General features: G+C 66.2%; 13 protein-coding genes. 8 read left to right on the top strand and 5 right to left on the bottom strand.

Going from position 1 to position 19,888, the window contains the following annotated elements; genetic code table 11:
* Positions 1-5: 5 nt before the first annotated feature.
* From IHV84_RS05560 to IHV84_RS05530, 7 genes are read left to right on the top strand one after another with little or no spacing between them, the layout of a single operon-like run.
* Entirely contained in the window at positions 6-1,940 is a 1,935-nt protein-coding gene (locus IHV84_RS05560; protein ID WP_198846148.1) for a cellulose synthase subunit BcsC-related outer membrane protein, read from the top strand.
* Entirely contained in the window at positions 1,927-3,171 is a 1,245-nt protein-coding gene (gene bcsZ, locus IHV84_RS05555) for a cellulose synthase complex periplasmic endoglucanase BcsZ (protein ID WP_198846147.1), read from the top strand. The genes IHV84_RS05560 and bcsZ overlap by 14 nt, the downstream gene beginning before the upstream one ends.
* Positions 3,150-5,765, top strand: coding sequence for a tetratricopeptide repeat protein (locus IHV84_RS05550; protein ID WP_198846146.1), 2,616 nt, complete (start codon positions 3,150-3,152; stop codon positions 5,763-5,765). The genes bcsZ and IHV84_RS05550 overlap by 22 nt, the downstream gene beginning before the upstream one ends.
* Positions 5,766-5,813: 48 nt before the next feature.
* The gene (locus IHV84_RS05545) at positions 5,814-6,461 is read left to right on the top strand and encodes an SGNH/GDSL hydrolase family protein (RefSeq protein ID WP_198846145.1); all 648 of its coding nucleotides are present in this window, start codon (positions 5,814-5,816) and stop codon (positions 6,459-6,461) included.
* Positions 6,462-6,494: 33 nt separating this feature from the next.
* Entirely contained in the window at positions 6,495-7,175 is a 681-nt protein-coding gene (locus tag IHV84_RS05540) for an alginate O-acetyltransferase AlgF (RefSeq protein WP_233099779.1), read from the top strand.
* 12 nt (positions 7,176-7,187) lie between these two features.
* Entirely contained in the window at positions 7,188-8,594 is a 1,407-nt protein-coding gene (locus IHV84_RS05535) for an MBOAT family protein (RefSeq protein WP_198846143.1), read from the top strand.
* A 1-nt stretch (position 8,595) separates the two neighbouring features.
* Positions 8,596-9,732, top strand: a complete 1,137-nt coding sequence (locus IHV84_RS05530; protein ID WP_198846142.1) for a cell division protein FtsQ — start codon at positions 8,596-8,598, stop codon at positions 9,730-9,732.
* 114 nt (positions 9,733-9,846) lie between these two features.
* On the opposite strand, the gene IHV84_RS05525 is transcribed toward IHV84_RS05530, so the two are convergent.
* From IHV84_RS05525 to IHV84_RS05515, 3 genes are all read right to left on the bottom strand, one after another.
* Positions 9,847-11,400, bottom strand: a complete 1,554-nt coding sequence (locus IHV84_RS05525; protein WP_370541204.1) for a hypothetical protein — start codon at positions 11,398-11,400, stop codon at positions 9,847-9,849.
* Between the two features lie 229 nt (positions 11,401-11,629).
* Positions 11,630-12,160, bottom strand: coding sequence for a single-stranded DNA-binding protein (gene ssb, locus IHV84_RS05520; RefSeq protein ID WP_198846140.1), 531 nt, complete (start codon positions 12,158-12,160; stop codon positions 11,630-11,632).
* Positions 12,161-12,312: 152 nt separating this feature from the next.
* Positions 12,313-13,503, bottom strand: coding sequence for an MFS transporter (locus tag IHV84_RS05515; protein ID WP_198846168.1), 1,191 nt, complete (start codon positions 13,501-13,503; stop codon positions 12,313-12,315).
* A gap of 256 nt (positions 13,504-13,759) precedes the next feature.
* On the opposite strand from IHV84_RS05515, the gene uvrA reads away from it, so the two are divergent.
* Positions 13,760-16,828 carry an excinuclease ABC subunit UvrA gene (gene uvrA, locus IHV84_RS05510; RefSeq protein ID WP_198846139.1) on the top strand — a complete coding sequence of 1,023 codons (3,069 nt, stop codon included), beginning with the start codon at positions 13,760-13,762 and terminating at the stop codon, positions 16,826-16,828.
* Between the two features lie 67 nt (positions 16,829-16,895).
* Here the strand turns inward: uvrA and IHV84_RS05505 are convergent, their stop codons facing one another.
* Positions 16,896-17,771, bottom strand: a complete 876-nt coding sequence (locus IHV84_RS05505) for an alpha/beta hydrolase (protein WP_370541203.1) — start codon at positions 17,769-17,771, stop codon at positions 16,896-16,898.
* 137 nt (positions 17,772-17,908) lie between these two features.
* The gene (locus tag IHV84_RS05500; protein WP_370541202.1) at positions 17,909-19,885 is read right to left on the bottom strand and encodes a sigma-54-dependent Fis family transcriptional regulator; all 1,977 of its coding nucleotides are present in this window, start codon (positions 19,883-19,885) and stop codon (positions 17,909-17,911) included.
* Positions 19,886-19,888 lie beyond the last annotated feature (3 nt).

Below are 19,888 nucleotides of genomic sequence, written 5' to 3'. Positions count from 1 at the left end.
TTGCCATGACCTTACGCCGCCAATCCATTCTCTTCGGTGCCCTTTGCACCGTTGCCTCGTCTGCCTGGACGCAGACCGGCTGCCAGACCGCCGCACCATCGGGCGGGCCCTCCTGGCAGGAGGTGCGCCAAAGCCTGGAGCAGCGTGTGCTGGAGTCTCCTGCGAGTTCCCAAGCGCGGCTGACGCTGGCGCAATACCTCATCTACTGCGATGCCACCCGGCGAGAGGGTATTCTGCAACTCCTGCAAATCGCGAAAGACCGCAACGTAGGCGCTGCTGCACTGGAAAGCTGGCGCCAGGCATTGGCTTGGGTGGAAGCGGATGCCACTTCCGCGCCCCTTTTTCAGGCCTACCTGCGGCTGCGGCCTGATGACCGGGAGATACGTACGCAACTGGCAGCATTGGAAAAGGAGGCGCTACTGCCAGGCAACCGCTCGGGCAGGTCGTCAATGCCTGCATCGGCGCCCGTGCTTTCGATGGCGCCGCAGCCCCTTGGGCAACCATTGCCGCAGGGCGGCGCAGTGCCCGCGCTGCAACCTTCCGGGCCTGCTGCTGCCGTAGTGGCTTTGGAGCCGTACGCTGCGTCTGCAGCGGCGCCTGCCGTGGCGCCCATTGTCTCGCCATGGTCGGTGACGCCTACACCCACGTCCCCGCCCGGTGCAACGGAAGCAGCAGCGGGGGCGAGAGTGGTACAGGCAGCCCCAACGCCAGGCTCCCTGCAGGCCCAGGTTGCGGAGTTGCGAGCAGATATCCGTGATATCGAGCAAAGCCGTACCCCCGAATTTTCGGTCGGCACGGTGGTGCGTTCGCGCCAGGGCGAAAGCGGCATGAGCCGATTGACGGCCACCGAGGTGCCCATGGAAATGAAGTTTGGCTTTGGCGACGGTAAGCTGTCGCTACGCTTGACACCCGTGCTGCTCAATGCCGGAACTCCTGCGACGACCTATGACGTACTGAGCCGCTTCGGAGGGGGTCCGGTTGGCGCGCTGGCAGACACCACCACCTCCGCAGGATCGCAGAACGATGCCGGTTTGGGCGTCGGTGTGGCTTATCAAGCGCGCAACTGGCAGGCGGACATTGGCTCAACCCCCTTGGGTTTCGGCAAGACAGACTTCAATGCAGGCGTCAGCTTGCGGCAGCCCCTGGGTGAGGAGTTTTCTCTCAACCTTGGACTCTCGCGCCGCCCGGTCCGCGACAGCCTGCTTTCCTTCGCCGGGGCGCGCGATAAGCGCTCGGGCGTTGCCTGGGGCGGTGTGTCGGCTTCCGGCGGGCGTGTTGGTTTGACGTGGGACGACGGAAATATCGGTGTCTACGGCTACGGTGCGATGCACCGCTTGACGGGCTCTTATGTCGTTTCCAACACCAAAGCCGAGTTGGGTGGCGGGGTGTACCAGCACTTTGTGCGCGACGCTGATCGCAGCCTGACGGGGGGCGTATCACTGACTGCAATCAAGTACGACAAGAACCTGCGCTACTTCACGTTCGGGCATGGCGGCTACTTCAGCCCCCAGGAGTTTGTTGCCGTGGCGCTTCCGGTGGAATGGCAGGCACGCGCGGGACGGCTGCGCTACCACCTCAAAGGGAACATCGGGATGCAATACATCCGCGAGGATGATGCGCCGTTCTTCCCAGCAAGCGCATCGCGCCAGGCGGCGGCCGTGCAGGCTGCGACCGACGCCGAGGCCACTGGGATGACGAGCAGCAAGGAGCTTGCCGTGTACAGTGGGCAGCGCAAAACCGGCGTGGGTTATGGGTTTAGCGGTGCGGTGGAATACCAGCTGCAGCCCCAACTGTGGCTGGGTGGGCATCTCGGATTCGACAATGCGCGCAACTTCCGGCAATACAATGGCGGCGTCTATCTGCGGTATGCCTTCGAGCCTTTCAACAAGCCATTGGGCCTGCCTTTGACACCCCTACGCTCGCCTTATGATTATGAATGACAGCGCCATTGCAACTGGCTCGCTGGTCTCTGGCAACCGCCGTCGGCTGTGCCTGGGGGGAATGGCGGTCGCTATGCTGGGGGTGAAGAGCGCTGGGGCGAAATCTGACTGCGCGCCAGATGCCTGGCCGCTGTGGCGTGCATTCACCACCCGGTTTATCCAGCCCGATGGGCGCGTGCTCGACGCGAGCACGCCACAGAGGCACAGCTCTTCCGAAGGGCAGTCCTACGGGATGTTTTTCGCGCTGCTGGCCAACGACCGCGCTCGGTTCGAGTCGCTATGGCGCTGGAGCATTGACAACCTGTTTGGCGGCACCTTGAGAGGGCGCTTGCCAGCGTGGTGGTGGGGGCGGGCGCCTGATGGCAGCTGGCGCGTACTGGACGGAAATTCCGCATCCGATGCCGACCTGTGGTTCGTCTATGCGCTGGCCGAGGCCGCGCGCCTGTGGAACCAGCCCGGCTATGCCCGCGATGCACGCATGTTGCTGGCGGCCATCGAAAGCCAGGAGGTCTCGGAGGTGCCGGAGTTCGGCACCATGCTGCTGCCGGGTGCCGCCGGATTCATGCGGGACGGGGGGCTGCACTGGCAGTTCAACCCAAGCTACCTGCCCATGCCCGTGCTGCGGCGGCTGGCTGCACTGTCGCCCCGGGGGCCATGGAGCCGGATTGCGGCCAATACGGCCACCCTGGTGCAACGCTCGGCCGGCGCCCACGGACTGGCGCCCGACTGGATTGCCTACGCCATGGATACCCAGGGCGCCTGGGCTTTCACCGCGCACCCGGAAAAGGGCAGCACCGGCAGCTACGACGCCATCCGCACCTACCTCTGGGCGGGCATGACGCCGCGCAACGACCCGCTGGCGGCGCCCATGATGAAATCCTTGCGGGGGCTGGAAGCCATTCTTGCGCGCACCGGCGCACTGCCCGAATCGGTGAACACCGCCAGCGGCGAAGCCAAGGGCGCCGCGCCATTCGGCTTTTACGCCGCCATGCTGCCTTATCTTGAAACCGCGGCAGCCCCCGGGCCGCGCGTGCAGGCGCAGCGCCAGCGCGTGGAGCAGGAGCTGGCGCGCGTGCTGGCCGAGCGGGCCACCGCCACCCAGCAACCGCCGTACTACGACATCGTCCTGAGCCTGTTCGGGATGGGTTGGGCTGACCGGCGTTACCGTTTTACTCGCACGGGCGAACTTGCGCCCCGATGGGCCAGCGAATGCAAAGCAAGCACCTCCTGATTGGCGCGGCCATTGCGGCCCTGCTGGCCGCCGCCAGCACCAGCGCCGTCGCCGAGTCCGCCGCCGAACGCCAACTGATTGAGCAAGGCCAGTATTGGCAGCAGCGCGACTCCGCGCGCGCTACGCAAGCATGGAACAAGCTGCTCCTAGCCAGGCCGGGAAGTGCCGATGCGCTTTTGGGGCTGGGTCAACTGGCAGTCCAGGCCCAGCAGGTGGCGAAAGCGCAGTCGTATCTTGCGCAGATCAAGCAATTGCACCCAGACCACCCTGATATTGCATTGCTTGAGCAGGACATTGCACTGATGGGCGATGGGCCGTCCGCCCTTCTGAACCAAGCGCGCATTTTGCTGCGCCAGGACAACCCCGATGAAGCGGTCAAACTTTACAAACAACTGTTCAATGGCCGCGCGCCGCAGGGAAACCTTGGCGTGGAGTACTACACTGCCCTGGGGTATTCAACAAATGGCTGGACAGAAGCGGTGGCAGGACTTGAGCGCTTGCGCGCCAGATCGCCGAACGATCCGCAGATTCAACTGGCCCTTGCAAACCTCCGGGTACTGCGCGATGGAACCCGCATGCAAGGCTTGCGCGCGCTCGTCACGCTTTCTCGTCGGCCAGACATTGGAGGCGTGGCAACGGAACAGTGGCGACAAGTCCTGACCTGGCTCGGTGCGCCGCCGCCGCCGTCAACCTCGCAGTATTTCGAGGAGTACCTCAAGGCGAATCCCGACGATGATGAGATTCGCCAGCAATACCGGGCCAAACGCACGGCATCGACGGGCACGGCATCGAATGCCAGGCCCGCGCCCGTGCGCGTCGATCCGTTCGATGGACATGTCAAGACAGGATTTGATGCCCTGCAAAAGGCCGACTTGCCCGCCGCAGAGCGCGCATTTTCTGCGGCGCTGCGCCTGCGTCCTCGCAATGCCAGCGTATTGGGCGGACTGGGGCTGGTGAAGCTTCGGCAGGAGGAATATGCCCAGGCCCGCGATTTGCTGGGCCAGGCATCGGCGCTGGGCGACGCCTCCCAATGGAAGCAGGCTCTCGACAGCGCAAGCTACTGGGATCTCGTGGACAAGGCGCGCACCGCCCGGCAGGAAGATCGCCTGGACGACGCGGCCAAGCTGCTGGAGCAGGCCCTACAGATCGATGCACGCGAACCGACAGCGGCCCTCGAACTGGGGCGCGCCTATGTGGATCTGCAAAGCCCCCAGGATGCGGAGCGCGCCTACAGAAACGTTCTGGCGCGCGAGCCCGGCAACCTTCCGGCCCTGCAAGGCTTGGTGGGGGTTCTGGCATCCACGAACCGCGGTGGTGAAGCCCTGGATCTCATCGACAGCCTGAGCCCCGAGCTGCGCGAACGCATCGACGTGGGCCGCCTGCGCGCCGAGCGCAGCATTGCCCAGGGCCGCGAGGCGGACAGCCGCGGCGATCTGGACGAAGCCCGGAGCTATTTCGAGGATGCTGTGAGCCAAAGCCCCAATGATCCGTGGCTGCGGCTTGAACTTGCCCGGCTGCTCCAGCGGATGGATCGGCACGCCGAAGCCGTCGAGGTGACGGATGCCTTGCTCGCCGGAGAGCCGCAGCCAGAAGCACTCTACGTGGCCGCGCTGGTACGCGCAGAGCAGCAGGACTGGGCAGGCGCGCTGGAATTGGCTGACCGCATTCCGAAGGCCAGCCGCACGAGCGACATGAAGGCGCTGCAGGCGCGCGCCTCGCTGCAGGCGGGCCTGGCGCAGGCGCAGGCGCTGGCACAGCGCGGCGAACAGACTCAGGCACGGGCCATGCTCGCACCGTTGGTGGATCTGGCCGGAGCAGACGCCGGATCGGTCAGCGCCATTGCGGCCGTCTATGCCGACGTCGGCGATTCCGTCCGCGCCAGGGCCCTGCTGCGCGAGGCGCTGGCCCGCGAGCGCCAGCCTTCGGCGGGGCTGCTGCTGCAGTATGCGGGCCTGCTGCTGCGGCTTGGCGGCTCCGACGCCGACTTTGCCAACGCCATGCAAAGCCTGCGCGCCATGCCCCTGGATGCCGCGCAGCGCCGACAGCACGAGGACTTGCAGCGCGGGCATGGGCTGCGCCAGGCGGAGGCACTGCGGCAGCGAGGCGAGCTGGCACTGGCCTATGAAGCCTTGCGCCCGTTGCTAGCCGCCATGCCCAACGATCCGCTGGTGCTTGGCGCGCTGGCGCGCATGTACGTGGATGCAGGCAACCAGGGCGAAGCTGTGCGGCTGTATGAGCGCATCCTGTCCCGCTCGCCCAATGACCTCGACACCCTGCGCGCCGCCGGGGGCGCCGCATCCGCCGCTGGCGACCTCGGCACGGCGGAGCGCCTGTTCCAGCGCGCACTCCAGATCGCTCCAGACGACCCACAAACTCTTGCCGCACTGGGGAACATCTACCGACGGCAAGGTCGAGACAGCAAAGCCCTGCCCTTGCTGCGCCAGGCCGAGGCCAGGCTGCAGCAGCAACTGACGGGCGGACCGAAGGTACCCGCGCCGCTGCACTCCGCGCCCGGCAGCACTGCCGTGACCGGCATTCCCGCCGACAACCCCTTCGCCACGTGGGCGAAGCGCGGCAGTGTTCCCGCACGCTAGCGCATACTTCTTCCACAAATCTTTTATCTAACTGAAAGGACGTTTCCAATGTTTGCAACACTTGCCGGTCTCAGCATTCTCGTCATTGGCGACAGTCACTTGCGTGATCAAAACTACCTCCTGGGAACCCTTCACGACGAGCTTCTGGGCCTGGGAGCCAAGGTTCACACCATCGGGGTGTGCGGTTCCACGCCCGCTGACTGGGTGACGACCAAGGCAGGCGATTGCGGCGGGGCCGAGCGCATTGACAAAGGCACCATCACCTACACCGAGGCCAGCGCCAAGACCAAACCGGTCAAGCAGTTGATCCAGTCGGAAAAGCCCAATCTCGTGGTGGTCATCATGGGCGACACGATTGGGGGCTACAAGCAACCCACCTTTCCCCGTGCATGGGCCTGGCAGCAGGTCACGGCGTTGACCAAGGAGATTGGCGCCACCGGCGTCAAGTGCGCCTGGGTTGGGCCGGCATGGGGCAGCGAGGGAGGCAAGTTCGGCAAAACCTTCGATCGCGTGCGCGAAACGTCGGAATTCCTGGCCAACAACGTGGCGCCCTGCACCTATGTGAATTCGCTGGATTTCTCCAAGCCCGGCCAGTGGCGCACGATCGACGGGCAGCATTTCACGCCGACGGGCTACAAAGAGTGGGGTAAGGCCATCGCCAAGGCCATCGCGACCTCTCCTGCAGTGAAAAAGTGACGCGGCGTGAATTCCGTGATGCGAGCCACGCCAATGAAACCATTGTCTCAATACATTGTGCCCACACTGATGACGTGCACGGCCGTTTCCGCGCAGGCGGCAGGCCCCATGCTCTATGAAACCGGCCCCGCGCAGGACTCCGCGTTCGTGCGCTTCGTCAACGGGCTGGATCATGCGGTGGAGGTCGTGCCCGAAGGCGGCCGCGCCAGGTTGTCTTTGCCAACCAGCAAGCCTCTCGGGGACTTTCTGCCGGTGCGGCCGGACACGGTCATCAAGGGCGCTTTCGAGGCGCGGGGCCAGCGAGCGGGCGTAGCTGTAAAAACCGCCCCGGGCGCCTTTTCAACCGTGGTGGCCAAGCCCGCGGGCGCGGGCAAGCCATTCACAGTGACCGTGCTCACAGAGGTGCCAGACGATTTCAGTGCGCTACGCGCTTCGCTGGGTTTTGCGAGCCTGGATAAAGCGTGCGCGCCTGCCGGTCTGCAGACTGCAGGCAAAGGGGTGGCGCTGTTTTCCGGCGTGGCCCTGGAGCAGCTCCAGCGCCGCCAGATCAACCCGGTCAAGCTCACGGTGCAGGCCACCTGCGGCGGCAAGCCGGTGGGCGGCGTGGTCGATCTGGGGCAGCTGGAGGCGGGGCAACGCTACAGCGTGCTGCTGATGCCCGCCGCGGGCGGTGCGCCGCGCGTGGTCTTTGCGGCCGACACCGTGGCCCGATAGTTCAGGTAGCCCATGGTTTTCGCGTCTCTCGAATTCCTGCTGCTGTTCTTTCCGCTGTTTCTGATCGCGTATGCAGTCAGTCCGTACAACGCCCGCAATACGGTACTTCTGGGTGCCAGCTGGGTGTTCTATGGGTGGTGGAGCCCGATCTTCCTGCTGATGTTCATCGGTTTGACCTGGTTGACTTGGATAGGTGGCGTGGTATTGGACGCTCCCGCCACGCCCGTGCGCCGCAAGCGCATCCTGCTTGCCTTTATGATCACCGTGCTGGCAGGCACGCTGTGCTGGTTCAAATACGCGAACATCCTGGCAGAAACCGTCAACGGTGTATTGGGCAGGGTTGGCGCCGATCCGCTGCCCTGGGAACGCGTGGTGCTGCCGATCGGGCTGTCGTTCATAGTGCTGCAGGCCATCTCGTACCTGGTGGATGTCTGGCGCGGAACCGTCAAGGCGCAACGCAGCTTCATCGACTTCGCGGCCTACAAGGCGATGTTCGGCCAGCTGATCGCCGGGCCTATCATCCGCTATGAGTGGGTTCAGCACGAGATCACGCAGCGGCGCTTCGACTGGGCGGGCTTCTCCGCAGGCTCGCGCCGCTTCATGGTCGGCATGAGCATGAAGGTGCTCGTGGCGGACTCGCTGGCGCCGGTGGCCGATGCGGTGTTCGCGCAGTCCGCGCCCTCGCTGGCTGACGCCTGGATTGGCTGCGGCGCCTACACGCTGCAACTGTTCTTCGACTTCGCCGGCTACAGCGCGATGGCCATCGGCATCGGCCAGATGCTCGGCTTCCATTTCCCGGAAAACTTCAACCACCCCTATCTGGCGCGCAGCATCCAGGACTTCTGGCGGCGCTGGCACCTGTCCCTGTCGAGCTGGATTCGCGACTACCTTTACATCCCGATGGGCGGCAATCGCGGCGGCACGTTCGCAACTTACCGCAACCTGCTGCTGACCATGGCGATCGCTGGTCTGTGGCATGGCAGCGATAGCTGGAACTTCCTGCTCTGGGGCCTGGCGCACGGAATGGCACTGTGCCTGGCGCGGGCTTGGCCGCAGCGTTTGCCGGTGCCGCCCGGCCTGTCGCGGTTGCTGACGCTGCTTTTCGTCATGCTGGCCTGGACTCTGTTCCGCGCCCCTGACATGCAGGCCGCGTTGCGCATGTATGCCGGCCAGTTCGGGCTTCATGGATTGGCGATGGGAGACACGCTGCACGCCCTGCTGCGCCCGGGCCATGCCGTCGCCGCCGTCGTGGGAGTCGTTTGCGTTATCCTGCCCGCGTTCCGTCCCCACTGGGAGACGCGCCATGCCGGAACCCGGCTTGCAGCCGTGATTGCGCTGTGGCCGATACCGGCCTTCCTGCTGTCATTCGCGCTCATTGCGAGCCGGGGCGCCGTTCCCTTCCTGTATTTCCAGTTCTGAAATGACCCGTCCCACCTCCGAGTCCCCCTTGACCCGAATTGCCGCAGCGTTGCCTGCCGTATCGCTGGCGATGCTGCTGGTTGCGGGTCTGGCGAGCACACTACATGCCGTGGGCACGGGCCGGCTGGCGTTGTGGAGCGGACCCGTGACCGCTTCGGGTTTTCTCAATGGACAGACCATGCGGAGCATCGCTGACGCACTGGCCCGTGCGCCGCAACCGCGCGTGGCAGCAGATGCAGCCCGCGCCGCCAACTGGCTGCTGCTGAACGACCTGGGCCCTCAGGTTCGCCAGGGCTGTCCAGATTGGCTGTTCCTGGCAGAAGAACTGGCGCCGCACGAAGGCGCGGCGGGCAACATGGCCCAGCGCGCCGCAATGGTTGCGCAAGTCCATCGGGCGCTGCAGCGCGACGGCATCCGCCTGCTGGTTGCGGTGGTGCCCGACAAAAGCCGCATCGCGCATGACCATCTGTGCGGCCTGCAACGCAGCACCGCCTTGCAAGGGCGGGTGGCTGCGTGGATCACCTTGCTACAGGACAGTGGCGTGCCGGTGCTCGACCTCGAAACAGTCCTGGAAGCGATGCAAACCCGTGGCGAAGAGGCGTTCTTTCGCACCGATACCCACTGGACCGAGGACGGTGCGCAGCGTGCGGCGCAGGCGGTGGCGCTGGCGGCACAAGCGTCCGGTTGGAGCCCGGAGCCCGTGCAGGAATATGACGCCGTGCGTGAGGCGCCAGCAGTGCGGCCTGGCGACCTGGTGCGGCTCGCCGGAATCGAGGGCTTGCCCGCACGCTGGCAACCAGCTCCCGAGACCGCGCGCAGTGCGCGCTTCACACCCCGCAGCGCAGCCGAAGAAGATGACCTGTTCGGCGACGCCAAACTCCCGCGCACAGTGCTGATAGGAACATCGTTTTCGCGCACCTCGGGTTTCGCGGGCTATCTTGCCCAGGCGCTGCACACTCCGGTGGCTCACTTTGGGCGCGACGGTGGCAATTTTTCGGGAGGTGCCGCCGCCTACTTTCAAGCCCCTGACTGGCGGGAGACGCCACCGCGCCTCGTTATCTGGGAAATCCCCGAGCGCACGCTCCAGCCGCCAGCCACAGCGGCAGAACGAGCCGAGTGGCGCGCCTTGCCCGGCTGATCGTCTGGCAATTGATTCCCGGCTGCATCCGGCATATTCACTATCAAAATAGAAGCATCCAGCGCTGGATACAAAAGCGCTGGAGCCTTATTTCATCCAAAATCCCAATGGAGCCTAGCGCTTGCTGCCCACGAACACGGTGTGCGAGCGTTGCCCGCCCTGGGACAGGCCAGCAGTCAGGATGCGCAGGCCGATCACATTGCCCTGGTTGTCAAACAGTGCTGACGCAGACCCCGACTGAGACGGGCCAGAGGACAGTTCGCAGCCGATGAAGTTGTCTGGCGTCGTGGGGCTGTTCAAGAAACCAAAGGCCTCCACGCGGTACAGGTTGTGATTGGTTCCCAGGTCGCCAAGCAGCTTGCCCACAATGACGCATTCGTTGCTCGTGGCTCCCGTGATGGAGCCGTCCGCCGCGATGTCGATGTCGACCTGGTGCCCGCCAAAGCTACTGCCCGCCATGCGGTAGGTGCCCACGATCGCGTTGACGTTGGGCTGCTTGCCCGCGGGCAGGGCGTAGAGGGGGTCGGGCTGCATTGTGAACCGCGTCGGGTAGCCACCCGGCTGGCTTGCGTAGTTGTAGGTGCCGGTCAGGCGGCTTGCCATGGCGTTGTTACCAGCGCTTTCCAGCGTGGCATCGACCAGCACACCGTCAATGTAGCCCCCCTTGCCGCCAACCGTGCCGACGGTCAAGCGGTCAAAGAACACGCTGTCGTTGGCTGTCACGAAACGGTTGGTGGTGATATCGTTGCCATAGCGGATGAACCGCCCATGGAGCACGTTATGGTTGAAGCTGCTGTTGGTGTAGAAAAAGAAGCCGCCATCCGGCAGCAGCATGCCGTGTATGTCGGGGTCGCCGCTCACACCGGGGGGAAGGGTCAAGGTACCCGCCCAGTTGCCGGCGGCCGACAGCGGCGTGGTCGAGGGAATCGAGGGTTGGCGCGGATCGGCCAAGCCGTTGAGCACGAACGTATTGTTCGGCCCGATGGAGTTGCGTGTGAAGACCCAGATGCCATTGGGCAGGTTGCTCGTGTCGAAGCGCAACACTGCCAGTCCCGACTGCTGCGTGCCCCGCGAACCGCAGGAAGACTCATCGCCCGAAAGATTCATCGTGACCGCATACGCCGCAGAATCCTGCGAGCGCGGCGCGATGGAGCCCTGGACGGTGCAACCGCCCATGCGGCCCGACAGCGCCCCGCGTGCCGACACCGTGATCACCCAATTGCCACCGAACACACCTGTGCCCCGGTAGGTGCCTTCGATCAGCTGCGCGCTGGCCTGATAGTCGTTGAGCTTGCTGTAGTTGAGTTTGAACGATGTGGAGCCCCCGGTGGCGGCCGCCGTGCCTGCGGGGTTGGAATAGTTACCGTTGATGGTCGCTATCTTGCCCGTGGCTGGATTGGGCGCAGCCGTGCCGCGCAGCGTCAGGTTCGGGGCGAACTTGCCATCCTGCGAGGAGAAATACGTCACGCCGGAGGCGACGACGGCCGTCAAGTTGGTACGCAGCAGCCCAAAAATCGCGTCGTACCCCCCCGCGCCCGCTGCCCCACGGGCCAGGTAAAAGTCGCCGCCCTTGCCGTCCTCACCGGCCTCAATGAAACCCACCATCGTGCGCTGGCTGGTGCCTGAACCCACCGTGCCTTCCCAGATGCCAGCGGGGTATTGCTGCACGGCGGAGGAAGCTCCGCCCTCTCCTGTGCTTCCTCCAGGGTCACCACCGCTACCGCCACAACCAGCAAGCACCGCAGCAAAAGAAAGCGCAACCAAGGGGATGGAGCGGGAAAAGCGGATAAGAGGGGACAAAGGCATGACAGGCAGTGAATATCAAAAAAACCCGGGACCGGGCGGGATGGTTCCAAATTACCGCTATACCCACCCGGTAATTGATTGAAAAAAGCTTTTAGAACGGAATGTCGTCGTCCATATCGTCAAACCCCGAAGCCGCACGGGGCGCGGGTGCCGGGGCCTGGGGCACCGGGCGCGGGGCGGGCGCCGCCATCGGCGCGCGCGGTGGGGGGGCACGGCGCGGGGCCTGCTCTTCACCGCCACCGTAACCGCCGTCGTCATGGCCGCCACCTTGCGGACCACCCATGCCCTGGCGGCCGCCAAGCATCTGCATCTGGTCGGCGCGGATTTCGGTGCTGTATTTCTCGACGCCGGCCTGGTCGGTCCACTTGCGGGTGCGCAGGCTGCCTTCCACGTACACCTGCGAGCCCTTGCGCAGGTACTGGCCCACGATTTCGGCGAGGCGGCCGTTGAAGACCACGCGGTGCCATTCGGTGGCTTCGCGCATTTCGCCAGTTTGCTTGTCTTTCCACTTGTCGGTGGTGGCAATCGTCACGTTGGCCACTTGATCGCCGCTGGGAAACGTGCGCATTTCGGGGTCTCGGCCCAGGTTACCGACGATGATGACTTTATTGATGGATGCCATAGCTGTACCTTGCAATGAAAAAGCGCCGGATTTGAAGAAATTTCCGTGCGCCAGATGGAAGAAAGCCGCCATTGTGCCGCAACCGGCCCGCTGGCGGCAGGCCCGGCGCAGCCCCCAGGGGCTGTGTTGGTAACGCGCCCTCGGGCGGGTTTTCAGTGCCCGGCGCCAGCCTCGTTGCGCCCCACGGGGCGCAGCTTCCAGGACGCGGCCAGCCACAGTGCCATGAGCGCAGTGGTGGCGGCAAACAAGCCCACGGGGCCCGACCATTTCACCAGCGCGCCCCCCAGTGCTCCGCCAGCAAACAGGCCCAGCGACTGCAGCGTGTTGTAGCTGCCCAGCGCCGCGCCCCGCACCTGGGGCGGCGCCATGCGCGACACCAGGCTGGGCTGGCTGGCCTCCAGCGCGTTGAATCCGCAAAAGAACACAAACAGCAGCGGCCCCAGCACCCACAGCGATGGCACGGCACCGCTGGCAGACAACACCCCCAGCCCGGCCTGCACCGCCAGCACCAGGCCAATGGCGCCCAGCAGGGCAGCGCGCAAGCGACCCCGGCGCTCTAGTGCAAACAGGCCGCCCATGGCCACGAACGACAGCACCACAGCCGGCAGGTACACCTGCCAGTGCTGGTCCTTGCCCAGCCCGGCCTGCACCAGCATGGCTGGCACGGCCACCCACATCGACAGCTGCACGGTGTGCAGCACGAACACGCCCAGGTTCAAGCGCAGCAAATCAGGGTGCGCCCACACGTCGGCCAGGCGGCCACGGGGCGCGTTTTTCAGTTCCGCAGGTTCAGGCGGCACCCACCACAGCACCACGGCCACGCCCGCCAGGGCCAGCGCACAGGTCAGGCCAAACAGGCCCGACAAACCCAGCGCCGCCGTCAGCACCGGCGCGGCCACCAGGGCCACCGCAAACATCAGCCCAATGCTGCCGCCCACCAGCGCCATGGCCTTGGTGCGCACGGCATCGCGCGTCTGGTCGGCCAGCAGCGCCGTCACGGCGGCAGACACCGCACCAGCGCCTTGCAGCGCACGGCCCAGCAGCAGACCGGTGAGCGAATCCGCCAGCGCGGCCAGCAGGCTGCCTGCGGCAAACACCAGCAGGCCCAGCACAATCACGCGCTTGCGGCCAAAGCGGTCAGACGCCATGCCCAGCGGCAACTGCAGCACCGCCTGCGTCAGGCCATAAATGCCCATGGCCAGCCCGACCAGCGCGGGGTCGTCACCGCCAGGGTACTTGCGGGCCTCCAGCGCAAAAACGGGTAGCACCAGGAACAAGCCCAGCATGCGCAAGGCAAAAATCAGCGCCAAGCTCACGCTGGAGCGGCGCTCCAGCGCGGTCATGCGCTCTGCGGGGGGTGCGGGGCGGGTTGCAGCCGCGTGGGGCAGGGAGGAAGAAGAATCCGGCACGGTGTGCACTGTGGCCTAGTGATGCAAAGCAGGATTTTCACCGATTGGCACAGGCAGCGCTGAAAGCCCGCCAGAGACACTGACCGCCACGAACTGCCCAGCCCCCGAAAAGCCCAGGCAGACACCCCCGCAGGGAAAAAGCGGCTGGCCTATCATGGTGGGTTTTCTTGCCCTCTGCGACTTGCCGCCCGTGACCGACTCTTCTGCCCCCACATCGCCCGCTGACGGCACCTACCTCGCCCGCGCCCTGCGCGAGCAGCGCATCAGCATCCGTGGCGCGCGCACGCACAACCTCAAGAACATCGACCTGGACATTCCGCGCAACCAGCTGGTGGTGATCACGGGGTTGTCGGGGTCGGGCAAGTCCAGTCTGGCGTTTGACACGCTGTATGCCGAGGGGCAGCGGCGGTATGTGGAGAGCCTGTCGGCCTATGCGCGGCAGTTTCTGGGGCGGCTGGACAAGCCCGATGTGGATCTGATTGAGGGCCTGGCGCCCGCCATCAGCATCGAGCAGAAGGCGACCAGCCACAACCCGCGCTCCACCGTGGGCACGGTGACCGAGATTCACGACTACCTGCGCCTGCTGTACGCCCGCGCAGGCACGCCGTTTTGCCCGGACCACGGCCTGCCGCTGGCGGCGCAGACGGTGAGCCAGATGGTGGATGCCGTGCTGGCACTGCCCGAAGACACCCGCCTCATGCTGCTGGCCCCCGTGGCGCGCGAGAAGAAGGGCGAGTTCACCGAGCTGTTTGCACAGATGCAGGCGCTGGGCTACATCCGCTTTCGGGTGGACGGGCAGATTTACGAACACGAGAACCTGCCGCAGCTCAAGAAGACCGAGAAGCACGACATCGACGTGGTGATTGACCGCGTGAAGGTGCGGGCCGACCTGCAGCAGCGCCTGGCCGAGAGCATCGAAGCGGCCCTGCGTATCGGGTCAGGTGTCGGCGGCCACGAAGGCAATGGCCGCGTGCTGGCGCTGGAGATGGACACGGGGCAGGAGCACCTGTTCAGCAGCAAGTTCGCGTGCCCGGTGTGCAGCTATTCGCTGGCCGAGCTGGAGCCGCGCCTGTTCTCCTTCAACTCGCCCATGGGTGCCTGCCCGGCGTGCGACGGCATTGGCCAGCGTGAGGTGTTCGACCCGGCGCGCGTGGTGGCCTTCCCCACGCTCAGCCTGGCCAGCGGCGCCATCAAGGGGTGGGACCGGCGCAACGGCTACTACTTTGCGATGCTGGAGAGCCTGGCCAAGCACTACGCGTTTGACATTGAAACGCCGTTTGAATCGCTGCCTGCGCCGGTGCAGCACGCCATCCTGCATGGCTCGGGCGACGAAGAGATTGCCTTCAGCTACATCCTCGACAGTGGCGCCCAGAAGGGCAAAACCGTCATCAAGAAGCACCCCTTCGAAGGCATCATCCCCAACATGGCCCGCCGTTACCGCGAGACGGATTCGGCGGTGGTGCGCGAGGACCTGGCGCGCTTTCGCAGCACCCAGCCCTGCCCCGAATGCCACGGCGTGCGCCTGCGCCGTGAGGCGCGCCATGTGAAGGTGGGCGAAGGCGAACAGGCCCGCGCCATCTATGAAGTGAGCCACGCCACGCTGAGCGATGCGCACGCGTGGTTCCACGCGCTGAAGCTCACCGGCGCCAAGGCCGAGATTGCCGACAAGGTGGTGCGCGAGATCGCCACGCGATTGCAGTTTTTGAACGACGTGGGCCTGAGCTACCTGAGCCTGGACCGCAGCGCCGAAACGCTCTCGGGCGGCGAGGCGCAGCGCATTCGCCTGGCATCGCAAATCGGCTCGGGCCTGACGGGCGTGATGTATGTGCTGGACGAGCCCAGCATCGGCCTGCACCAGCGCGATAACGACCGGCTGATCGCCACGCTGCAGCACCTGCGCGACATCGGCAACAGCGTGATCGTGGTGGAGCACGACGAAGACATGATGCGCGCCGCCGACCATGTGATCGACATGGGCCCTGGCGCGGGCGTGCACGGCGGGCGGGTGATGGCGCAGGGCACCTACGACGAGGTGCGCGCCAATGCACAGTCGCTCACCGGCCAGTACCTGTCGGGCACGCGCACGATTGCCGTGCCAAAGCGTCGCACACCGTGGCTGCCCGTGCTGGACCAGCCCGCGCCGGTCGTCGAGACCAAAGCCAAATCGCGCTTTCCACAAACCGAGGCCAGCAAGCGCCGCGCCGAACGCATGGCCGAACACCACGCACGCCAGGGCGCCGTGCAGGCGCTGCGCGTGGTGGGTGCCACCGGCAACAATTTGAAGGGCGTGACGGTGGACTTCCCGGTGGGGCTGCTCACCTGCGTCACAGGCGTGTCGGGCTCGGGCAAGAGCACGCTGGTCAACGACACGCTGTATGCCGCCGTGGCGCGGCAGATTCACCGCGCGCACGAGGAACCGGCCGAGCACGAGGAGATCGTGGGCATCGAGTACTTCGACAAGGTCATCAACGTAGACCAGAGCCCCATCGGCCGCACGCCGCGCAGCAACCCTGCGACTTACACCGGCCTGTTCACGCCGATCCGCGAGCTGATGGCCGAGACCAACACCGCCAAAGAGCGCGGCTACGGCCCGGGACGCTTCAGCTTCAACGTGTCGCAATCCTCCGGCGGTGGCCGCTGCGAGGCCTGCCAGGGCGACGGCGTGGTGAAGGTGGAGATGCACTTTCTGCCTGACGTGTACGTGCCCTGCGACATTTGCCACGGCCAGCGCTACAACCGCGAAACGCTGGAAGTGCTGTGGAAGGGCAAGAACATTGCGCAGATTCTGGAGCTGACGGTGGAGGATGCTGCGGCGTACTTCAAGGACGTTCCAACAATAGCCCGCAAGCTGCAGACGCTGCTGGACGTGGGCCTGTCGTACATCCGCCTGGGCCAGGCGGCCACCACGCTCTCGGGCGGCGAGGCGCAGCGCGTGAAGCTGGCGCAGGAGCTGAGCAAACGCGACACGGGCCGCACGCTCTACATCCTGGACGAGCCCACCACCGGCCTGCACTTTGCCGACATCGACCTGCTGCTGAAAGTGCTGCACCAACTGCGCGATGCGGGCAACACCATCGTCATCATCGAACACAACCTCGACGTGATCAAAACCGCCGACTGGCTCATCGACATGGGCCCCGAAGGCGGCGCGGGCGGGGGCACCGTGGTGGGCGTGGGCACGCCGGAGGAACTGGCGGCCAACCCGGCCAGCCACACGGGGCGGTATCTGGCACCATATCTGCGCAAAGAATCTGAATGAAAACGGGCTCTAGCGCTTATCCTGCAAGCGCTAGCAGCTATTGATTCAGTAGCAATCTACCTTCGCATCACTGCAGGTGGCGGGCCACCTCGGCATCCAGCGATCCCATGAAGGTTTCCACCGCGCGGGTGTAGTCGCTGTCCAGGCCCAGCCGGGCATTGATCTCGCCGTGGCTCAGAGGCTGGGGCAGCACTTCGGCGCGGCCGCCCAGGTGGCGCACATGGCGAGCCATGGCTTCGGCCTGGGCGCAGGGCTGGTCTGCGCGCTGGGTGGAGCACACCATCTGCAGCGGGGGCGCGCCCACCGTCCACTGGTGGAACGGGGACAGCGCGGCCCAATGGGCGGGGTCGCTACCAAACGCATCGTCATACAGCCGCAGGTGCCGCGCGCGCATGGCGGCGGGCACGTTCATCACGGCACTGTCGAGCGCCACGGCGCCCAGCCACGGCACCGCCCCTTCGCGCTGGGCCTGCGGCGCGTGGGCGTTGAGCAAGGCCACCAGATGGGCGCCTGCCGAATGGCCCATGAGGATGAAGCGGCCGGAATCCCCGCCCCAGGTGCTGGCACGCTGCTGCGCCGCCACCTGGGCAGCCTGCACATCGCGCGCCTGCGCCGACACGGGGGCCGCAGGCAGCATGCGGTAATTGGCAGAGATGAGGATGAAGCCCTTGGGCACCCAGCGGTTCACCTTCTCCTGCACCACGCGGCCCATGGCCTTGTCGCCAATCCGCCAGCCACCGCCGTGCACCATGAAGATGACGGGTGCAGGCTGCGCGCTGACGCCTGCGGTAGTACCTGCAGGCACATACACATCCATGCGCTGGGCCGGGTCTGGGCCGTAGGGCACGTCGGCAATGCGCTGCACCCCGGCCGGTAGCGGCGCGGAACGCTGCTGGGCATGGGCAGGCCAAGCCGCGGCGACAACCCACAAGGTGGCGACCACGGATGCGGTTTGGCGAAGGAATGCCCGGCGCAGCGGAGAAGGACTGGCGGACACAAGCCCCCTGAAAACAGAAAGAAGCATAAATGGCCTGTAGCGCTTGATGGATAAGCGCAAGCAGCTATGCATTCAATAGCAAATCAATGCACCCGCGCAGCCAGCTTGCGGTACAGCGTCTGGCGGCTGATGCCCAGCTGGCGTGCCGCCTGCGAGACATTGCCGCGCGCGCTTTGCAGCGCCTGGTCGATGGCGGCGCTGGAGAGCTCTTGCAGGCTGAGCACCGCTGCCGCAGGCACCGGCCTGGCGGTGGTCAGCCCTGGCAGCCTTGCGGACAAGGGCGGGGCCGCCGTTTGCAGCGCCTGCACGATGTCGTCGCCCAGGTGCTCCCAGCCCAGCGTGTCTTCGCCCTCGGCCAGCATGGCGCAGGCGGTGCGCAGCACGCTGGCGTATTGGCGCAGGTTGCCGGGCCAGGGGTGGGCGGCCAGGCGTTGCAGCAGGTCAGGCGCCACCTGCACGGGGTGGGGCAGACCCTGCTCGGTGGCCAGGTCGGCCAGCAGTTGCTCCGTCAGGGCGGCGAAGTCGGTGCGCTCGCGCAGGGCGGGCAGCTGCACCGTGAGGCCGTTCAGGCGGTAGTACAAGTCGTGCCGGAAGCGCCCCTGCTCGGCCGCCTGCAGCAGCTGGCAATGCGTGGCGCTGATGAGGCAAAAGTCCACCGGCACGGCGTGGCCTGCGCCCACGGGCGTCACGCTGCGGTCTTGCAGCACGCGCAGCAGGCGGGTTTGCAGGGGCAGCGGCATGTCGCCGATTTCATCCAGGAACAGCGTGCCGCCGTGGGCCTCGCGCAGGCGGCCCAGGCTGCCTTCCTTGCGGGCACCGGTGAAGGCGCCAGCCACATGGCCGAACAGCTCCGATTCGATGAGGTGCTCGGGGATGGCCGCGCAGTTGATGGCCACGAAGGGCCCGGCGCGGCGTGGGCCGCTGGCGTGCAGGGCGCGCGCAAACACTTCCTTGCCCACGCCCGATTCGCCCTGGATGAGCACCGCAATGGGCTTGCCCACCACGCGGCGCGCCTTGTCGGCGGCGGCACGCCAGCGGGCGTCGCCCGTGTCCAGCCGGGCCAGGGCGTCGTCGGCGGATTCGTTGGCGGCGGGGGCACCCGGCGTGCCGCGCACCCAGCGGGCGGCGGGCCAGGCGGCAGCGTCGAGCTGCACCTGCGCATACAGCAGCGCCCCACCGCGCAGGCGCAGCGCCTGGGGCTGCTGGGGGCGGCGGTGGTGGTGCGAGAGCAGGTCATCCAGCCGCACGTCCAGCACCTGTGCCAGCGGGGTGGCGCCCACGTCGCCCATGTGCAGGCCCAGCTGGGTGAGGGCCACGCGGTTGGCGCCCACGATCCAGCCATCGGCCGACACGGCCACGATGCCTTCGGCCACGCTGCCAATGCCCTCGGGCTCGCGGTGCAGGTGCAGGCGGACATTGCGCTTGCAGGTGGCCACCAGCAGGCGGTTTTCGATCATGCGGGCGGCAGTGCTGACCAGGCCCAGGGTGTGGGCGTGGCCGTTGCGGTGGTCGCCCGAGATGTCGAGGATGCCCAGCAGCTCGCCCGTGGCCGAGAGGATGGGCGAGGCCGCGCAGGTGAGAAAGCTGTTGCGCTCCAGAAAATGCTCGCCGCCGTGCACTTCCACCGCCGTGCCTTCGGCCAGCGCCGTGCCGATGGCGTTGGTACCCCGGTGGGATTCGTGCCACGAGGCGCCGCAGGTGAGCGCCACGCGCTCGGCCTTGTCCACAAAGCCGGGGCTGCCCAGCGTGTGCATGAGCATGCCGGCCCGGTCGGCCAGCACCACCACGCTGTGGCTGTGGCGCACCTGGTCGAACAGGTATTCCATGATGGGGCGCGAATGCGTGAGCAGGCTGTGGTTGCAGGCCATGGCCTCACGCAGCTCGCCGGGGCTGGGCAAATCGGCCGCTGCGCGCCCGGCAGGGGCCAGGCCTGCGGCCATGCTGCGCCCCCAGGAACGGGCCAGGCGCTCATCCACCAGGCCCGTGGGGCAATGGCCGTGTTCCAGCAGATGTCGCCGGGCCTGTTGCAAGGCCAGCAGGGGGGATGGGGTGGTGCGCACGCT

It is taken from the genome of Acidovorax sp. IB03, assembly GCF_016406015.1.
GTDB classification, from domain to species: Bacteria; Pseudomonadota; Gammaproteobacteria; order Burkholderiales; family Burkholderiaceae_C; genus Acidovorax; species Acidovorax temperans.
Note: the sequence above shows the minus strand (reverse complement) of the source record. Positions and strands in the feature narration are given on the sequence as shown.

What these genes read in the sequence shown, in the direction of transcription:
- IHV84_RS05550 (WP_198846146.1), top strand. Translation starts at nt 3,150, where the DNA reads ATGCAAAGCAAGCACCTCCTGATTGGCGCGGCCATTGCGGCCCTGCTG.
- bcsZ (WP_198846147.1), top strand. Translation starts at nt 1,927, where the DNA reads ATGATTATGAATGACAGCGCCATTGCAACTGGCTCGCTGGTCTCTGGC.
- IHV84_RS05515 (WP_198846168.1), bottom strand. Translation starts at nt 13,503, where the DNA reads ATGACCGCGCTGGAGCGCCGCTCCAGCGTGAGCTTGGCGCTGATTTTT.
- IHV84_RS05535 (WP_198846143.1), top strand. Translation starts at nt 7,188, where the DNA reads ATGGTTTTCGCGTCTCTCGAATTCCTGCTGCTGTTCTTTCCGCTGTTT.
- IHV84_RS05540 (WP_233099779.1), top strand. Translation starts at nt 6,495, where the DNA reads ATGAAACCATTGTCTCAATACATTGTGCCCACACTGATGACGTGCACG.
- ssb (WP_198846140.1), bottom strand. Translation starts at nt 12,160, where the DNA reads ATGGCATCCATCAATAAAGTCATCATCGTCGGTAACCTGGGCCGAGAC.
- IHV84_RS05545 (WP_198846145.1), top strand. Translation starts at nt 5,814, where the DNA reads ATGTTTGCAACACTTGCCGGTCTCAGCATTCTCGTCATTGGCGACAGT.
- IHV84_RS05530 (WP_198846142.1), top strand. Translation starts at nt 8,596, where the DNA reads ATGACCCGTCCCACCTCCGAGTCCCCCTTGACCCGAATTGCCGCAGCG.
- IHV84_RS05560 (WP_198846148.1), top strand. Translation starts at nt 6, where the DNA reads ATGACCTTACGCCGCCAATCCATTCTCTTCGGTGCCCTTTGCACCGTT.